This is a genomic window from Exiguobacterium sp. s123 (assembly GCF_018617075.1).
Taxonomy (GTDB): Bacteria; Bacillota; Bacilli; order Exiguobacteriales; family Exiguobacteriaceae; genus Exiguobacterium; species Exiguobacterium profundum.
Genome location: NZ_JACSJL010000005.1, coordinates 23914 through 38867, shown reverse-complemented (window position 1 = coordinate 38867; position 14954 = coordinate 23914). Strand labels below are relative to the sequence as shown.

Sequence of the window (14954 nt, the reverse complement as noted above, 5' to 3'; positions counted from 1 at the left end):
GACAGGTCGGGTGAAAGATTTGTTGTCAGCGCAATCAGGGTCGCGGTATTTCCACTAATCAGCGCAATGATACAGATGACCAACAACCGCTTCATCAAGCGTCCTTCACCATTTCAAATTGGGCAATCTCGTCTTGGACAAATCCCAATCGTCGTGCCGCTTCGACCCATTCAGGACGGTCTGATGTCAACGTGACATGAAGTGGCGATCGGCTCGCGGCCGCCCGCAATAGCCATTCCGCTTCTTCTGCTTGTCCAAAAACATCGAGCAAGACGTGATCGCGGTATAACAAAAATCCTATTCGATTCCCTTCTACGACTTTCACTAACTCAGCAGCTTGTTGGGTCACGCGCACATCGCGTTGCCAAATCGGAACGTGACTCGCCGCCGGATACAACTCATCAAATAACGTTTGAATCGGTTCATACGTCATGTCTGCGTTCGTTTCTAATGACACCGCTTGGAAGTAGAGAATTTCTCGAGTCGTTTCGTAACCTAGTCGTTCATAGAGAGACACTGCCGCATCATTGCCTTGAATGACTTCGAGTAAACGAGTGCCTACTGCCGCCTCTTCAAATCGTTTCATCAATTCGGTCGCGACTCCTGCTTTTCGGACATGTGGGGCGACAGCAAGCCCACCACAACGTGTCTGCCATCCTGAATCAAGATGTGCAATCCCGGTTAACACGACACCGACAGGTTCTTCACCATCATAGGCTACAATGGAACGGGACGGCTGATTTTGATCACGAACAAGAAAAACATCTTCGAAAGTCTGCTCATCAAATTGAAACGGAATAATATAATCAGAAAAACCGCTCATAAACGCACGGTATAAATCTTGTATTGGTGGATTTTGACGGTATGTAAACTGTGTCGACATATAATTCCCCTTTTCTGAATAAAAATCAATAATGCTCGAAGGAGACTTCTTATGAAAATCACGCTCGAATATCGAAATAGGACGCATCAATCGATTCTCGATACGTTCGCACTACCGACGGACCAAGAAAAGTATACGACCCTGCCCAAAGACATGGATGATCCATTACCTGATGGCGTTCATCCGATTGTCATCGTCGCATCGAAACCAGTCGGGATGTTCTTACTCCATGACAACGAACGCGTCATTTCCTATACGACCGAGTCGAATGCTTTGCTCTTCTCCGCCTTTGCTATTAACTATGAGGACCAAGGGAAAGGCTACGCTAAAGCGGCACTCCAAGCACTTCCGCAGTTCGTAAAGCAACATTTCCCTCATATTCGTGAAATCGTCCTGTCGGTCAATCTGAAAAACGAAGCCGCTTTCTCCCTTTATACGAACGTTGGGTGGAGCGATACTGGACGTCGAATCGGTGGACCGATCGGCGAACAGCGTATTCTTTCCTTAACGATTTAAAGCATCCATTCGTGTCAAACTCTCAAATATGTTTTGCCAGTAAGTCAGACGATGCGGAACTAAATCGGCTTGCGTGATTTGAACAAGATGATTCGTCATCAGTGAGCGTCCCTCAATCGTGCACATGCGTCCTGCTGTGATCGACATCAGTTCATTTCTTTGAACAGCTACGACATCCATCACTTCCTGGTCGTCAAACCGAAGTGTTTCATCTTGATAGACGTAGCCGTACGTATGTGCAAACTCGCGATCAAGAAACTCGTCCAGTTCAATCACGTCTTCAAAGATTCCCATAAAGGTGAGCTGTTCGAACGTCAATGACAGTCCGAGCTCTTCTTCAATTTCACGAACGCCATTCGCTAATGTCTCATCTGTTGCGAGGTGTCCCGCTGCCGTAATATCATATTTCCCGGGGAAATCCTGTTTCTCCATGCTTCTTCGCTGAAGATAAATGAGGTCTTCTTTCCAGAACCAGCAGTGGAACGTCTCATGCCAATCCCCGTCAAGATGAACTTGATTTCGCTCCTTCTCCCCTATTTTCCGGTAATTCTCGTCAAAAATAGTGAGGTGCTCCTTCATTCCGACACCCCATCTTCTAAAAATCGGATAATCCCATTCGTCGTATCTAACTCAACTTGAATGCCAATCGGGAAAACGTGTGATGGAAACGTGTGACCGATATCGACATTCGTCAAAATCGGAAAATCTTTTTCTCCGATGATTTCAAGCAACAAGTCGTTGAATGAGAAGGGAGCTGATTGATCTTGAAAATGCTCATGCTTCCCGATAATCAGACCCGAAATCTCATCAAACACACCCGCCAGCTTCAGCATACTAAGCGAACGTTCTTCTTCAGCCATCGTCTTAAACGAGTCTTCTAGGAATAGAATCGCACCTTTCAAATCGGGATAATAATCCGACTTGAAGAACCCAGACATCGTGTTCAGATTCCCGCCAATCAACGTTCCTTTTGCCTTTCCATCCTTCAGAGAAATCCATCCTTCATTCGGTTGGAACGTCTTGATACGTTGTTGCGTCGACCAATCGAGCATCTCTTCCGTCCATTCATCAGGGATATGTAACTGAAACGGAGCCGTTCGTTCTAAACAGAGGATGTCTTTGACATATTGCTCCCCCGTCTCGAACATCCCTCCGTATTCACCGAATGAGGGGACGATTGCCGGACCGTAAAATGTGACGACGTCCGTTTTGGCATAACAGGCCATCAAGATTGCCGTGACATCACTATATCCCATGATGATTTTAGGATGACGTCGGAGTTGTTCATAATCGATATATGGTAACACCGAGTTCGAATTTGTTCCACCAATTGTACTGATGATCGCTTTCACTTCAGGATCATGTAAAAATGCGTTCAATTCGTCAGCACGATCCCGAATGGACGAGGACCGATATCCTTCTGTTTTATATGTACACGTGCCCTCTTTCACCTTGAATCCCATCCGCTTGAGCTGTTCAACCCCACGTTGGTAACGCCCCTCAAACTGAACAGGTGCCGGAAAAGAAGGCGTAATGATCCCTATCGTATCCCCCACTTGCAACTTTGGCGGTTTAATTGTGATCCCCACTCCCTCGTAACATCATTATGACCGCATTATACCGTAGGAGTGGTAAGTCATGCTTCAAAATAAATCAGGGTCTTCCGATAACGTTCTCACTTTTCGAACTTTCGCCGGGCGTCCTGTCCATCCGAGTGCCACAAAGAAAAATGCACCTGCGAGTACACCAAATAAAGCGGTCAACCCTACTTGAATCCCTACAAATCCATACTGTTCTCCCAGTTTCACGAGGAAGAGCGGTGCGAACAGGCAAGTCATACTGAGTGAAAAAAGACCTCCCCATACCCGTCGCTTTGCATTACCAATGGTGAACCAACCGAACCCGATCCATACACAAGCAACCAATCCTAGCGCACTAACCATCATCCACATGCCCACACCTCACCTTTTCGTTTTCCTTTCTATTCCCCATTTTTCTTGTGATTCCTACTATTTTTTCAAGTAATGAGAGAATTTCCGGGTAAAGGTAAATTAGACAAGATGCGAAACGGGACAACAAAGGAGTGAGGTGTGCATGCGTTCACGATTAACCTTTGCCTTAATCTTTCTCGGTCTTTTTTTAGTCGCCGTTTATTGGATGAGCACGTGGAATGACAATATGGTCGAAGGACAGATTGAACGAATCGATATCCCCCAAATATTGATTGAATCTACCGAATCCTCTAAAGAAGTCACATTGCGTGTCATCTTAATCAATGACCAAACCGAAGTCACCGGCATCGTCAATAGCGTACAAGGGTTACAGAGCGGCCAACTGGTGACAATCGAGGTCATCCCGACGGATTCGAACTTGAACATCGCACGCACCATCGAAGTCACCGCTCCATGATTTTTTGAAATGAAGCGTAACTTTTCCAGAACTGTGGAATATGAGAACAGAATCATAAAAAGGAGTGATCGGATTGATTTCAAATAAATTACTATCTGGAAAAGTAGCGTTTGTGACCGGGGCAGCCTCCGGAATCGGACGTGCCGCGGTCATCCGCTTCGTTCAAGCCGGAGCAAAAGTCGCCATTGTCGATTTGAATGAAGAAGATGCGATGCGTCTCGCAAGCCTTGTCGGGGAAGAACGCGCTATCGGCATCAGTGCAGATGTGTCGGATGAATCCGCAATGAAAGAGGCCTACGAACGGACAATGGAACGATTTGGTCAACTCGATATCGTCTTCGCGAACGCCGGTCGAAACGGGACCATCACACCGATTGAACATTTATCATTGGATGATTGGAATGGCGTGGTGGAGACGAACCTCACTGGAACCTTTTTGACCGTCAAACATGCTATTCCTCATTTGAAAGAGAATGGCGGGAGTATCATTATCACTTCATCGATCAACGGGAACCGCTATTTTAAAAATTTCGGATTCAGTGGCTACGCGACGACAAAAGCAGGTCAAACCGGCTTTGCGAAAATGGCTGCTGCGGAACTCGCTCAATTCGGGATTCGTGTCAATTCTATCTGTCCCGGGGCCATCGATACGAATATTGACGATTCGACCAATCGAGACGATGCGTTGCTCGAAGAAATTGTCATTCCAATCGAATATCCACTTGGGAATCAACCGCTTGCCGGAAAATCGGGCTCCGCGAAACAAGTCGCCGATGTCGTCTTATTTTTCGCGAGCAACATGTCGAGCCACGTCACGGGCTCTGAAGTATACGTCGATGGGGCTGAATCGCTCTTGTAATCGAAAAGCAGGTCACCTCACCCGAGGCGACCTGCTTATTTAAGGATTGGACTTTTCATGACCGCTTTTTGATAGAACGGCTGAAACCCAAGCCGCTCCATGTTGCGACCGGATGCCGAATCGACCTTCGTCGTGACCGTCAACAGATTGCATCCAAGTGCTTTCGCTTCGGCAATTCGTTCCAAAATAAGTTGTGTCTGGTACCCTTTTTGCCGATACGTCGGAACGGTGCTCGTCAGAAACAATTCTCCAATCCCGTCTTGCGTGGCTAAAATCCCACCCGCTACGACAGCATCCTCTTCTCGCACGAGATAAGCATGATTACTCGGTAGTGCGTAAAAGCCTTTGGCTGTATCGACCGTCTCTTGAAGGATTGTGCCCGACTCGGCGAATCCAGCCGCAATGGCGTATGCCCACTCATGGAGTGTCTCATCCTTCACTTTTTCGACCTGGGTCGGTACAGATGTGGAGGCATGCTGTGTCAAATCCAACGTCCATACGTCCAAAAAATGATCGAGCGTGTAGTTACGTTCTTGCAATAAGCGGAGCAAGGAATCTTCCGCTAATGGGCAAACTTCAATATGTAAACGTGATACGTTCTTCCCACGCACCCATTTTTCCATTTGATGCAGGTCGTAAAAGCTTGTCGGCCGATTCAATCCGAATCCGACCGCAAAACTCATATTTCCCATTTTGAACACGTGCCCTTTTCCTTCTACGTGTAGTTCCGCACCTTCATAGGGAGGGGTTTGTTTACGATATCGAATGTAAGCAGACGTCCCCTCTGCTTTGATGCGTTCGATACGCCTTGCCAATTCTAAACGATTCACGCTGTTCCCTCCCTTATATATTCTATGTTGAGTGTAGCACATGTTCACGGTCGAATGAGATGACCGTATTGAATCAGCCGTTCCCGGACTGAAGGGACGAGTTCTACACACTCAAGGACCGTCTCCCACTCTTGTAATGTCACATCGACGACTTCATCTACTTGCAGTAATAGTTGTTCGAGGTCAATCGGTTTCTCGCACACGAGACAATACATATCCAAGAAATATGTGCCCCGCTCAATCGTTGTCACGAACCGGAGTTGCTCAGGCAATACATATAGTCCTAACTCTTCTCTTAGCTCACGGACCGCACCTTGTCGACTCGTTTCCCCAGCCAAAATCGAGCCGCCCGTCCCTTCCCACAGAAGCGGATACGTCTTATCCGGATGACGCTTCGACAGCAATAATCTCCCATCTGGATCGAACGTGAACACTTCGATGACCGTGTGAAACGTATGCGGCTCTAATTCATCCCCACGAAAGTGCGTTCGACCGAGCGGTTGCCGGTTTTCGTCGAGTAAATCCCATACTTCTCGATTCATGGACGAATCTCATCAATCACGAACGAAGAGGAACCTTGAATCTCTTCGATAAAGTGAGATCCGAATAGCATGGCTGGTGTAAAGCTTCCGGCAAGCATCCCACCCGAACCGAGCAACCGCTTGACGACGGCGAGCGCCCCGTAAACAGTGAAGGCATACGTACTTGCCGTTTGAATACGGACGACTACTTTTCGTCCTTCCTCATTCGTTGCTTCGCCCCATACGTACGTCGATGATTTTTCACGTACAGCCTCGTCTGGTCCCGATACGTTTTCGTCGACATAACGGAGCAAGCGTTCCTGCACGGCCTCTTTTCCGAGAATCGGGCTGAACCATGACAAAGCGCGAGCAGCATAGGCGGCCGCTGTCGGTACAGGAACCCAAGTCGTAATATTTGGAATGTCCGTCGTGTAGTAGGCGGTCGAAACGTCTCCCCACGGAATCGCAATGGCGGTACGGCTTCCGCGACCAAAATCAATCGTTCTCCGCTTTGCCCCAATTGGAAATGATGATAATTTGCCGTTCACACGTTCCACACTACTCGACCCTAGTCCACGAACGGCCGTCTTCATGGTTCCTGGTGAGATGCCGGCTGCCGCCGAAAAGCCAAGAGCGAGTGTTGTCGCATCCGGTATCAACTCTTTTAATTTCCGCGCGACACAGTCGGTCGGAATGACATCAAATCCGACACCCGAGCATAAAATCACACCACGTTCTTTGGCTTGAGCCGCTTGCTGTTTAGAATGGACATATTCGAACACTTCGATTTCCCCGGTAATATCTAAGTAATGCGTACCTGTCTCTAGACATGCCTCGATCATCACTTGGCTCGTATCCGTGAAAGGACCTGCACAATGAAGGACTAAATCTACATCGTGAAGCGCCTCGATTGCGGCTTCACGACTCAATGCGAAAATCGATGTTTCGCAACCCAGTTCATCTCCTAGGCGATGAATCGCTCTTGCGTTTCGTCCGGCAAGAACCGGACGCATTCCGTCACGAGCGGCTTGTCGTGCAATCAGCTCACCCGTATAGCCATTCGCCCCATAAATCATCCATCTCATTTTTACCCCTCCTTATGTTAATGTATCCTTGTTCGTTTCCCTAAAAGAAGTTGAATCGAACGAAAAGATCTTGGATGACATCGATGATATACACACTTCCCGTTACAATAAGCAAATATCCGATTGGGATGAGCAGACTTTTCACTGTTTGTAGTTTTGTTATGTCTCCCCGATGCTGTAGTAGACGATCCACCAAGTAAAACAAGGTCGCTGCGAGAAGACTGAGCCATGACAAGACGAGTCCGAATAGTATATGTAAAACAAACGAAGTGAACCACCTGAATCGTTTCGAACTGAGTCGATTCGCCAACCAGTCACTGCACCATGAGGTCACGACACCGTAGGTCAACATGATCGGAAAACTGACCGCTACATAGGCAACCGTCATCAAAAGGAAGCCATTCAGTACGCCACTCATCCCTCCATTTTCTCGTAGACCCATCATAGTGACCCCACACGCTAACAGAATCGCATAGACGGGCGAAGCGATGGATGCTGTGACGATTTTACGATTCCACATCTGCACTCCCCCTAATCCCTTCCAACTTTACACGACCTGTTCTGAAAACGCACAAAAACCAGCCTAAATTCAGGCTGGCTTCGCGATTTGTTAATTGTTTGCAACTTCTCCGGCTTTCGTACGGACCGATTGCATCGCTTCCGTCCATGGAAGGAGTTGGTCGAGCATATCGTTTACCGATTGTGCTTGAACTTCTTTCGGAGCGAAATGCGTACCGTTCTCGAAGTCCGTGAAGAGTGAGAGTGCAGGATGGACACGTACGTGAGCGATTGACAATTCACTCAAAATGCCCCGTAAATGTTCTGTTGCCCGTGCTCCACCAACAGAACCGTAAGAGACGATTCCGGCTGCTTTGTTGTTCCATTCGACGCGTAAGTAGTCGAGTGCGTTTTTAAGAGATGCTGAGATGGAATGGTTATATTCTTGGACGATGAAGATGAATCCGTCCATTTGCGCAATTTTCTCCGACCAGGCTGCAACGCCAGATGCGTCCTGACCCGCTTCGCCGAGAAGTGGCAAGTTGTAGTCTGCGATGTCGATGACTTCATAGTTGGCATCGCCACGTTTGTCGGCGAGTTCTTTCACCCATTCCCCGACTTGTGGACTGACGCGACCTTCACGAGTTGATCCGAGTACGATTCCGATGTTTAACATAGTAGTTCCTCCTTGGTTATGTTGTGATGCATCTGATTTTCCAAACAAGCGATTTAAGAAACTCATTTCATGCCCTCATATTCTTTCTCAAATGTTTTCGTGCTTCTGACCGTATCGATTGGTCGTACCATCGCCTCGATTTGCGAACGTTTCGCTTCGAGGAACGGCGGGAGTGACAACTTCTCACCGACCGTCTCGTACGGCTCGTCTCCCATGAATCCAGGTCCATCTGTCGCCCATTCGAACAAAATTTGCGGCGCGACACGTGCATAGGATGATTCAAAGAAGAAGCGATCGACGTAGCCAGAAGTCGGCAAACCGAACTGTTGGAGACGTGCTGTCCATTCATCGAGGACGCTACGGTCTTCGACACGGAATGCGACATGGTGCACGGTACCGAACCCTTGACGCGCTTGTGGAGATGTCTCGTCGTGAATGACGATCACTTGCGCTCCGTTTCCACCTTCACCTCCTTCAAAGAGATACACATCACCTTCTCGCCCGATCTCTTTAAACAGCATCACTTGCTCCATCACTTGTTTGAAATATGTGATATCTGCGATGCGAATAAAGATTGGACCGAGTCCCGTAATCGCGTATTCAAGCGGGATTGGACCGTTCTTCCACGGCTCGCCCGACGCGATGCCTTCGTTGAACTCATCCGAGATGAGTTGATACGCCTGCTCATCAAAGTCGATGAACGAGAGCGTCTTCTTCCCGAACTGTTCTTGAATCCCTTCGTGCTCGACGCCGAGACGGTCGAAGCGACGGACCCAATACGTCAACGCTTCATCTGTCGGTACGCGGAACGACGTTTTCGCGATTTCATTCGTTCCGTGCTTACCTTTCGGGATACCTGGGAAGTCGAAGAAGGTCATATCTGTCCCTGCGTTTCCTTTATCGTCCGCAAAGAATAAGTGATACGTTTGAATGTCGTCCTGGTTGACCGTTTTTTTCACCAAACGCATGCCTAACACGTGAGTGAAGAAATCGTAGTTTTTTTCGGCACTACTCGTGATTGCTGTGACGTGGTGAATTCCTTTAACATGATTCATCATTCTCTCTCCTTTTATATCTTGATTTCAAGATACATGATTAAAATTTTTTGCGGCTTCTGCCCGCTTTCCTATTTGTTTCAACTGTTCAATCGTTTCGTTTAATTGCATCCCTTCAAACACGGCGTTCATATGCTCCGTATGCTTAGGGAAAATATCTTGCATCAAGCGTTCTCCGTCATCCGTCAGCGCCGCGTATGTGATGCGACGATCGCTCGGACAAGCCTTACGAATGAGATACCCTTTTTCTTCTAACCGGTCCACGACGTACGTCATACTTCCGCTCGAGAGGAGAATTTTCTTCCCGATGACTTGAATCGGTTGATCTCCTTTATGATATAAAAACTCGAGTACGGCGAACTCGGTCGCGTTCAATCCGTAAGACGCCACTTCCTGCTTCACCAGGTCTTGTAACGACTGAGAGGCACGTAACAGCACAGTAATTGTTTTTAATGCATCAGATGGTTCCATCTGTCTCCCTCCTTTGTCCAAGAGAGCCATTAACTTAAATTCAAATATCTTTAATTCGAGATAAATATATCATGTGACAATTCTTCCGTCAATCGATTTGATTCAAAAAAATGAGACGGGTTGTTCCCATCTCATTCTCCTCGCCGAATCACAGCCATTTCGCGACCGAATCGATGGCCTTCATCAACAAACCCTAGGCTTTCATATAAGTGATGCGCTGCCTCGTTCTCGGGGTGATAGCCAACGACAATCGGTTTCCCCTCGCCGATTTCTTCAAGCATCAGCTCTGTCGCTTGTCGACCAATCCCTTTGCCTTGATGAGCATGGTCGATCATGATGCGATAAATCCATAGCGCATCTAACTCTTCTGGCTCTGTGTTGTACATGAGGAAACCGACCATCGTCTCTTCCTCATAAATTGCGTGCGGGCGTAGCGTCGGTTCGTACATCGCTTGAAGTAACGAAATCGCATTCGGCTCCATATACGACTGTTGTTGGTCACTTAATGCCAATTGACAGCATGTATACCAATTTTGTGCATCGATCGGACGTAGTGAAATCATGTCATTTTCCTTTAGTCATATGTCTCATTTAAGTTTCTTGCATAAAATGCGATGGCACGCCGGTACCGCGCGATGCTCTCGTCCGGTTTCGGACTTGCAAGCAGTTCAAGTAACGTTCCCGTCGCTTCTTCATGGCGACCGACGTTGTAATGGGTCATCGCTTGAAATACCTTGAGCGCCCCGTGATTCGGGAATTGCTCGATTGCCTCTTCAAATAACTGTTCCGCTTCCGTGTATCGTCCGAGTGCCCGATACGTACTGCCGAGTCCGAGATATGATTCCGCCAACTCTTCCCCCGTCAACCCGAGTCGGATGGCCCGTTCATAATGCGGGACCGCTTGACGTTCTTCACCGAGCGAGTCATAGCACCACGCACAGTACGCATGTAGCCTCGGATTCTTTTCATCTTTCCGCAAGAGCGACAGGAACAGTTGCTTCGCCTGCTCGAGTTGTCCCTCCTCACGGAGACGGACGGCTCGATCAAAGTCATGGTCTTCTGGCACGTCGGTCACCTTCTTCGCAAAATCTTCGTCTAACCAAGCTTGCAATGTTTCGTAATACTTTCCGATATGTACTCCATCGACGAGTGCATGATGGGCTTGGACGGATAACGGCATAACCAGACGCTCGCCTTGGCGTTCGAACTTGCCCCAAGCGATGCGCGGCACGCTGTCATGTTGTTGCTGATGCGTCGGATGCATGATACTCGTGAATGTGACCCACGGGACGCTCGTGATATACAGTAAGTCGTCGGGCTCTTCGTCCCCGACCACGACTTCATCGCCAGCTTGCTCCATCCGCGTCGTCACTTCCTGTAAGAATGTCGGTAAATCTTCATAAAACATAGCCGCACAAAAGTTGAAGACATCCTCGTCTAACATGACTGTGAACGAAGGGTGGACCACCTCGTGTTCGACGACCTCTTCACCACGGATCCGATAGCGCAATTCCGGAATCGCGTTCGCCGCTCTCACCGCACCGTATAAAAAGAGTTTGAAGAACGATTGATTGCTCTCCTTGGCATATGTATATAGGTTCGTGACATCTACGTTTGCCGTCACGTTGAAATGTGGCGCATCAAACGCTTTGAAAAACTCGAAGTGCTTACGTCGTGCCCACGTCTCGATTTCAATTTTTTTCATAAAAACTCCCCCTCCTACGCTCTTACTGTAGCAGAGAGAGTGAATTCGCTCATAGCTTTTGTTTTAACTGTTCGTAATGTCCTTTTGCCAAATCAAAGTAGATGAAGTCTCCACGTTCGATCCGTTCGAGCGTCGCTTCGAACTCACGCCATCCACGTTCGACCTGTTCAGGCGTCAATTCGCCGCTTTCAGCCGCCGCCTTGAACTCATCCTCATCCTTTTTGACGATATCGCCATTTGGAAATACAAGAATATCGAGCAACAAGTCATCCATGTACGGAATGCCATTTTCTTCGCCGATTCGGTCGACGAGGTCGATATACCATTGCACGATTTCACCGTCAGGGTTGAACATGACCGTCACACCGAACGGTTCATTTTCCGGGAAATATTGGAGCCAAGCAAACCCGGCATCCGCCACAATAAATTCTTCCCCTTTATGTTTTTTATATAGTGGTGCCCGAACCTCATCGATTTGGAATAAGGCAACCACCCCTGAAAATTGTTCCGTCTGAACACGAATTTGCGCGTAGCGGTTCTTTAAAATCCGTTCCCAGTCTCGTCGATTCGCATACTTTCGTTTTGCCATATAGATCTCCCCTTTGGTCATCTCTGTATGATACAGTTCGCCAGAAGAAGGAAAGTTCCTTGTTAGTCGTACAAATTATGCTGATTGAACCAGACGAGATGGCTTTGTTTCAAACGTTTCCGTTCAACCATTCGGACGAACGCGTCTGTCGAGATGAAGCGGTTCCCAGGATGAAGGTCGGCCAGCAACATGAGGATGATACGTGTCCCCCGTTCCCCTTCCTGAAGGGAGATATGCTCCATCTTTCCTTCACCATTGAAGCGGTTGATGAACAGTTCGACTTTACACTCCTCTTTTAAGAGTCGGGTCGTCACATACGCGACTTGGCTAATGATCGACTCGAAGTCGTGATGCAACGTGTAGCCGGACGGCCCACTCAAATCGACTGCGAATGTGAACGTGTCGAGCGACGTCTTTTGAAAGACTTTCGATTGGACTCGTCCAAGTTTCGCCGTCGCGACCCAGTCGATCTCTTTGACCGGTTCCCCTTCGTAAGGCTTCGAACCTAGAACCTGAAGTGGATTCCGTAAAGGTGATGCGGTCAAAGGACGGTCACCGAGTGCCAATCGTTTCGTGCCGACCGGAGGATGTAACGTGATGGACGGCAACACCGTCCATCGTTTCTCGATCGGGCACTCAAGAAGATACGTCCCGAGATGAAACGGGAGCGTCACAGCAAGTACGCACTCTTCGATATAAGCCGGTCCCCGGAATTCAGCCTGCACACGAAGCACGTGACGAGCCTGATCTGTCCGTAACGTCAAATCCAGACTGTTCGGGGACCGGTCGTGGTCTGGAAAGCTGAGCGCTGTATTGGTTTTCAAGCGAACGCGAACGGGAAGCCCGAGTCGTTCGATGACTTCACTTCCATCTAAAATCAGTTGTACCTCCGTCTCATCCCCGACAAAGAGAAGGGATTCGTGGCTATGTACGTGAAGCCGAAGAGCTTGTTCCAACTGTTTCCGTGTCCGTTCAAAGAACCAAACGATGCCCGTAAGTAAACAAAGCGCATATCCGACAATCTCCATGTACGGTACGAATACGAGAATCACCCCAGCGAATCCATAAACCGGAATCCATTGTTTCTGTAGGGCGTTATGTGTCGAGAAGGTCATCTTCAGCCCTCTACCGGCACAGAGACGGTGTCTAAGATGTAACGGATAATGTCCTGTTTCGTCGATTTGATGCCTCCTTCAAGCGTCAACGTCAAACGATGGGACAATACATAAGGTGCCACGGCTTTCACATCTTCCGGAATGACGTACAACCGATCATTCAGATAGGCGTAACTTTGAGACGCTCGCATGAGCGCGATGGCTCCACGTGGACTGACACCGACCTCGACGGATGCATGTTCCCGGGTCGCGTGAACGAGCCCGAGTAAATAATCGAGGACATCATCTTGAATCGATACTTGCTTCACTTCCTCCTGAGCACGGCGTAACTCGTCTAACGTCGCAACCGCCTCTACGGTTTTCCGTGTTTGGCGCATGACTTGTAAGAGGAGTTCTCTCTCTTCCGCAACATCAGGGTAACCGACCGGAATCGAAATCAAGAAGCGATCGAGTTGGGCATCCGGTAAGGGGAACGTCCCCGCTGATTCAATCGGGTTTTGCGTCGCGATGACGAAAAATGGTTTCGGCATCGGATATGTCTCTCCCCCGATGGAAACTTGTCGTTCTTCCATCGCCTCAAGCAAGGCGGACTGCGTTCGTGGAACCGCTCGGTTGATTTCATCAATCAAGACGATGTTCGCAAAGATTGGTCCTTGGCGATGATCGAACGTCTGCGTCTGCATGTTGAAATAGTCTGCTCCGATCACATCAGACGGTAACAAGTCGGCCGTGAATTGAATCCGGGAAAACACCCCGTCGAAGCTAGCCGCAATTGTTTTGGCAAGTAACGTTTTTCCCGTGCCTGGCACATCTTCTAATAGAATATGTCCTTCCGCGAGTAACGCCGTACAACAGAGGCGTACGACATCCTCTTTTCCTAAATACACTTCGTTCAACTGTTTGATGACCTGCTCCATGCCCATATGACGACCTCCATTTTTTGTCTTAATCAAACTTTACCTTTTTATGGTAAGATAAACAACAAATAGTCTGAACATTCAAAAAGGAGGTAACTTCTTGCGCTGGACGAACAAGTTTTTTCTCATAATTGCCGCCACACTTCTCGTCACCTTTACAATGATGGTGGTTGCGACCGGGATATTCGAATGGCTCTATAACCCGGAAACGATACCGGTCGAGGAAAATAATAGTCCTCCTACGAATTTCAAATCAGATGAAGACAGTAAGCTTTTAATAGATGAATCTAAAGCAGATTATCCGTATGAATTAGATCCTCGAAAAGGAAAAATAAAACTTCTTGAGAGATTTACGGGCTCTGGAGAGTCCACACGACGAAATCTCGGTTTATTGGTCGCTTTGATTGCATTCTGTTTGCTCGGTTTTTATGTCTATCGAAAGCGAAAGCAACGTTTGGCGCGCGCACGAGATCATGTTGATTCAAGCATAGACCCGCTTGTAGAATCGCTACAAAACAAGAACGCTTCGTCCGTTTCGACGCTCACAGCGTTCACGAACGTCCCGATTCGCGATGCGCTGATCACATTTAACCAATCTCTCGTACCAGCCAAGCGATTGCGTGCTCATGAGACATTGCAAGAGTGGTTCCAACGCATCGATTTACCGATGAACCCGTCCGTTTATCATGCGGTTCGCTACGGCACCTCTTCAGGTGTGACGATTTCTGAAGAAGATACACTTCACTTCAAGAGAACACTCGATACCTACGCGACACGTCCTCACCCCGAGTGAGAATGTGCACAGGTTCTGCTTTTTCATCATGA

Annotated in this window: 20 protein-coding genes; 4 read left to right on the top strand and 16 right to left on the bottom strand. The window is 48.2% G+C overall.

Going from position 1 to position 14954, the window contains the following annotated elements:
* Positions 1-94: 94 nt before the first annotated feature.
* On the bottom strand, positions 95-883 hold the full coding sequence (locus KNO72_RS09755) for a GNAT family N-acetyltransferase (protein WP_214758015.1): 789 nt from the start codon (positions 881-883) through the stop codon (positions 95-97).
* 51 nt (positions 884-934) lie between these two features.
* On the opposite strand from KNO72_RS09755, the gene KNO72_RS09750 reads away from it, so the two are divergent.
* Positions 935-1399 (top strand): GNAT family N-acetyltransferase, encoded by a 465-nt coding sequence (locus KNO72_RS09750; protein ID WP_214758013.1) that lies wholly within the window; start codon positions 935-937, stop codon positions 1397-1399.
* Here the strand turns inward: KNO72_RS09750 and KNO72_RS09745 are convergent.
* The 3 genes from KNO72_RS09745 to KNO72_RS09735 are packed head-to-tail and all read right to left on the bottom strand — an operon-like array spanning position 1388 to position 3351.
* Positions 1388-1978, bottom strand: a complete 591-nt coding sequence (locus tag KNO72_RS09745) for an NUDIX hydrolase (RefSeq protein WP_214758011.1) — start codon at positions 1976-1978, stop codon at positions 1388-1390. The genes KNO72_RS09750 and KNO72_RS09745 overlap by 12 nt on opposite strands.
* Positions 1975-2988, bottom strand: coding sequence for a S66 family peptidase (locus KNO72_RS09740; RefSeq protein WP_371815840.1), 1014 nt, complete (start codon positions 2986-2988; stop codon positions 1975-1977). The genes KNO72_RS09745 and KNO72_RS09740 overlap by 4 nt, the downstream gene beginning before the upstream one ends.
* Positions 2989-3042: 54 nt before the next feature.
* A complete protein-coding gene (locus KNO72_RS09735) occupies positions 3043-3351 on the bottom strand; it encodes a hypothetical protein (RefSeq protein WP_078147832.1) in 309 nt (102 codons plus the stop codon).
* A 142-nt stretch (positions 3352-3493) separates the two neighbouring features.
* Between KNO72_RS09735 and KNO72_RS09730 the strand changes: the two genes are divergently transcribed.
* Both KNO72_RS09730 and KNO72_RS09725 read left to right on the top strand, forming a co-directional pair.
* Positions 3494-3808: a hypothetical protein gene (locus KNO72_RS09730; RefSeq protein WP_078147833.1), complete on the top strand. Its 315-nt coding sequence runs from the start codon at positions 3494-3496 to the stop codon at positions 3806-3808.
* A gap of 73 nt (positions 3809-3881) precedes the next feature.
* Complete coding sequence (locus KNO72_RS09725) at positions 3882-4667, top strand: SDR family oxidoreductase (RefSeq protein ID WP_078147834.1); 786 nt, start codon at positions 3882-3884, stop codon at positions 4665-4667.
* A 35-nt stretch (positions 4668-4702) separates the two neighbouring features.
* On the opposite strand, the gene KNO72_RS09720 is transcribed toward KNO72_RS09725, so the two are convergent.
* The 12 genes from KNO72_RS09720 to KNO72_RS09665 form a co-directional block, all read right to left on the bottom strand.
* Complete coding sequence (locus KNO72_RS09720) at positions 4703-5497, bottom strand: GNAT family N-acetyltransferase (protein WP_078147835.1); 795 nt, start codon at positions 5495-5497, stop codon at positions 4703-4705.
* Positions 5498-5541: 44 nt separating this feature from the next.
* The gene (locus KNO72_RS09715) at positions 5542-6039 is read right to left on the bottom strand and encodes an NUDIX hydrolase (RefSeq protein ID WP_214685224.1); all 498 of its coding nucleotides are present in this window, start codon (positions 6037-6039) and stop codon (positions 5542-5544) included.
* The gene (locus tag KNO72_RS09710; protein ID WP_214687679.1) at positions 6036-7103 is read right to left on the bottom strand and encodes a saccharopine dehydrogenase family protein; all 1068 of its coding nucleotides are present in this window, start codon (positions 7101-7103) and stop codon (positions 6036-6038) included. Before KNO72_RS09710 ends, KNO72_RS09715 begins: the two co-directional genes overlap by 4 nt.
* 40 nt (positions 7104-7143) lie before the next feature.
* A complete protein-coding gene (locus KNO72_RS09705; RefSeq protein ID WP_074035407.1) occupies positions 7144-7623 on the bottom strand; it encodes a hypothetical protein in 480 nt (159 codons plus the stop codon).
* A 90-nt stretch (positions 7624-7713) separates the two neighbouring features.
* Positions 7714-8343, bottom strand: a complete 630-nt coding sequence (locus KNO72_RS09700; RefSeq protein ID WP_031421917.1) for an NADPH-dependent FMN reductase — start codon at positions 8341-8343, stop codon at positions 7714-7716.
* Complete coding sequence (locus KNO72_RS09695; protein WP_041917956.1) at positions 8340-9332, bottom strand: ring-cleaving dioxygenase; 993 nt, start codon at positions 9330-9332, stop codon at positions 8340-8342. Before KNO72_RS09695 ends, KNO72_RS09700 begins: the two co-directional genes overlap by 4 nt.
* A 27-nt stretch (positions 9333-9359) precedes the next feature.
* Positions 9360-9803, bottom strand: coding sequence for a MarR family winged helix-turn-helix transcriptional regulator (locus KNO72_RS09690; protein WP_031421914.1), 444 nt, complete (start codon positions 9801-9803; stop codon positions 9360-9362).
* Between the two features lie 131 nt (positions 9804-9934).
* Positions 9935-10366 (bottom strand): GNAT family N-acetyltransferase, encoded by a 432-nt coding sequence (locus KNO72_RS09685; protein ID WP_214758009.1) that lies wholly within the window; start codon positions 10364-10366, stop codon positions 9935-9937.
* An 11-nt stretch (positions 10367-10377) separates the two neighbouring features.
* Positions 10378-11508, bottom strand: coding sequence for a tetratricopeptide repeat protein (locus KNO72_RS09680; protein WP_214758007.1), 1131 nt, complete (start codon positions 11506-11508; stop codon positions 10378-10380).
* Between the two features lie 49 nt (positions 11509-11557).
* On the bottom strand, positions 11558-12097 hold the full coding sequence (locus tag KNO72_RS09675) for a ribonuclease FAU-1 family protein (protein WP_078147841.1): 540 nt from the start codon (positions 12095-12097) through the stop codon (positions 11558-11560).
* Between the two features lie 62 nt (positions 12098-12159).
* Positions 12160-13212 carry a DUF58 domain-containing protein gene (locus KNO72_RS09670; RefSeq protein WP_214758005.1) on the bottom strand — a complete coding sequence of 351 codons (1053 nt, stop codon included), beginning with the start codon at positions 13210-13212 and terminating at the stop codon, positions 12160-12162.
* 2 nt (positions 13213-13214) lie between these two features.
* Positions 13215-14135 carry an AAA family ATPase gene (locus tag KNO72_RS09665; RefSeq protein WP_012727616.1) on the bottom strand — a complete coding sequence of 307 codons (921 nt, stop codon included), beginning with the start codon at positions 14133-14135 and terminating at the stop codon, positions 13215-13217.
* Positions 14136-14229: 94 nt separating this feature from the next.
* On the opposite strand from KNO72_RS09665, the gene KNO72_RS09660 reads away from it, so the two are divergent.
* On the top strand, positions 14230-14922 hold the full coding sequence (locus KNO72_RS09660) for a hypothetical protein (protein ID WP_214758003.1): 693 nt from the start codon (positions 14230-14232) through the stop codon (positions 14920-14922).
* Positions 14923-14954 lie beyond the last annotated feature (32 nt).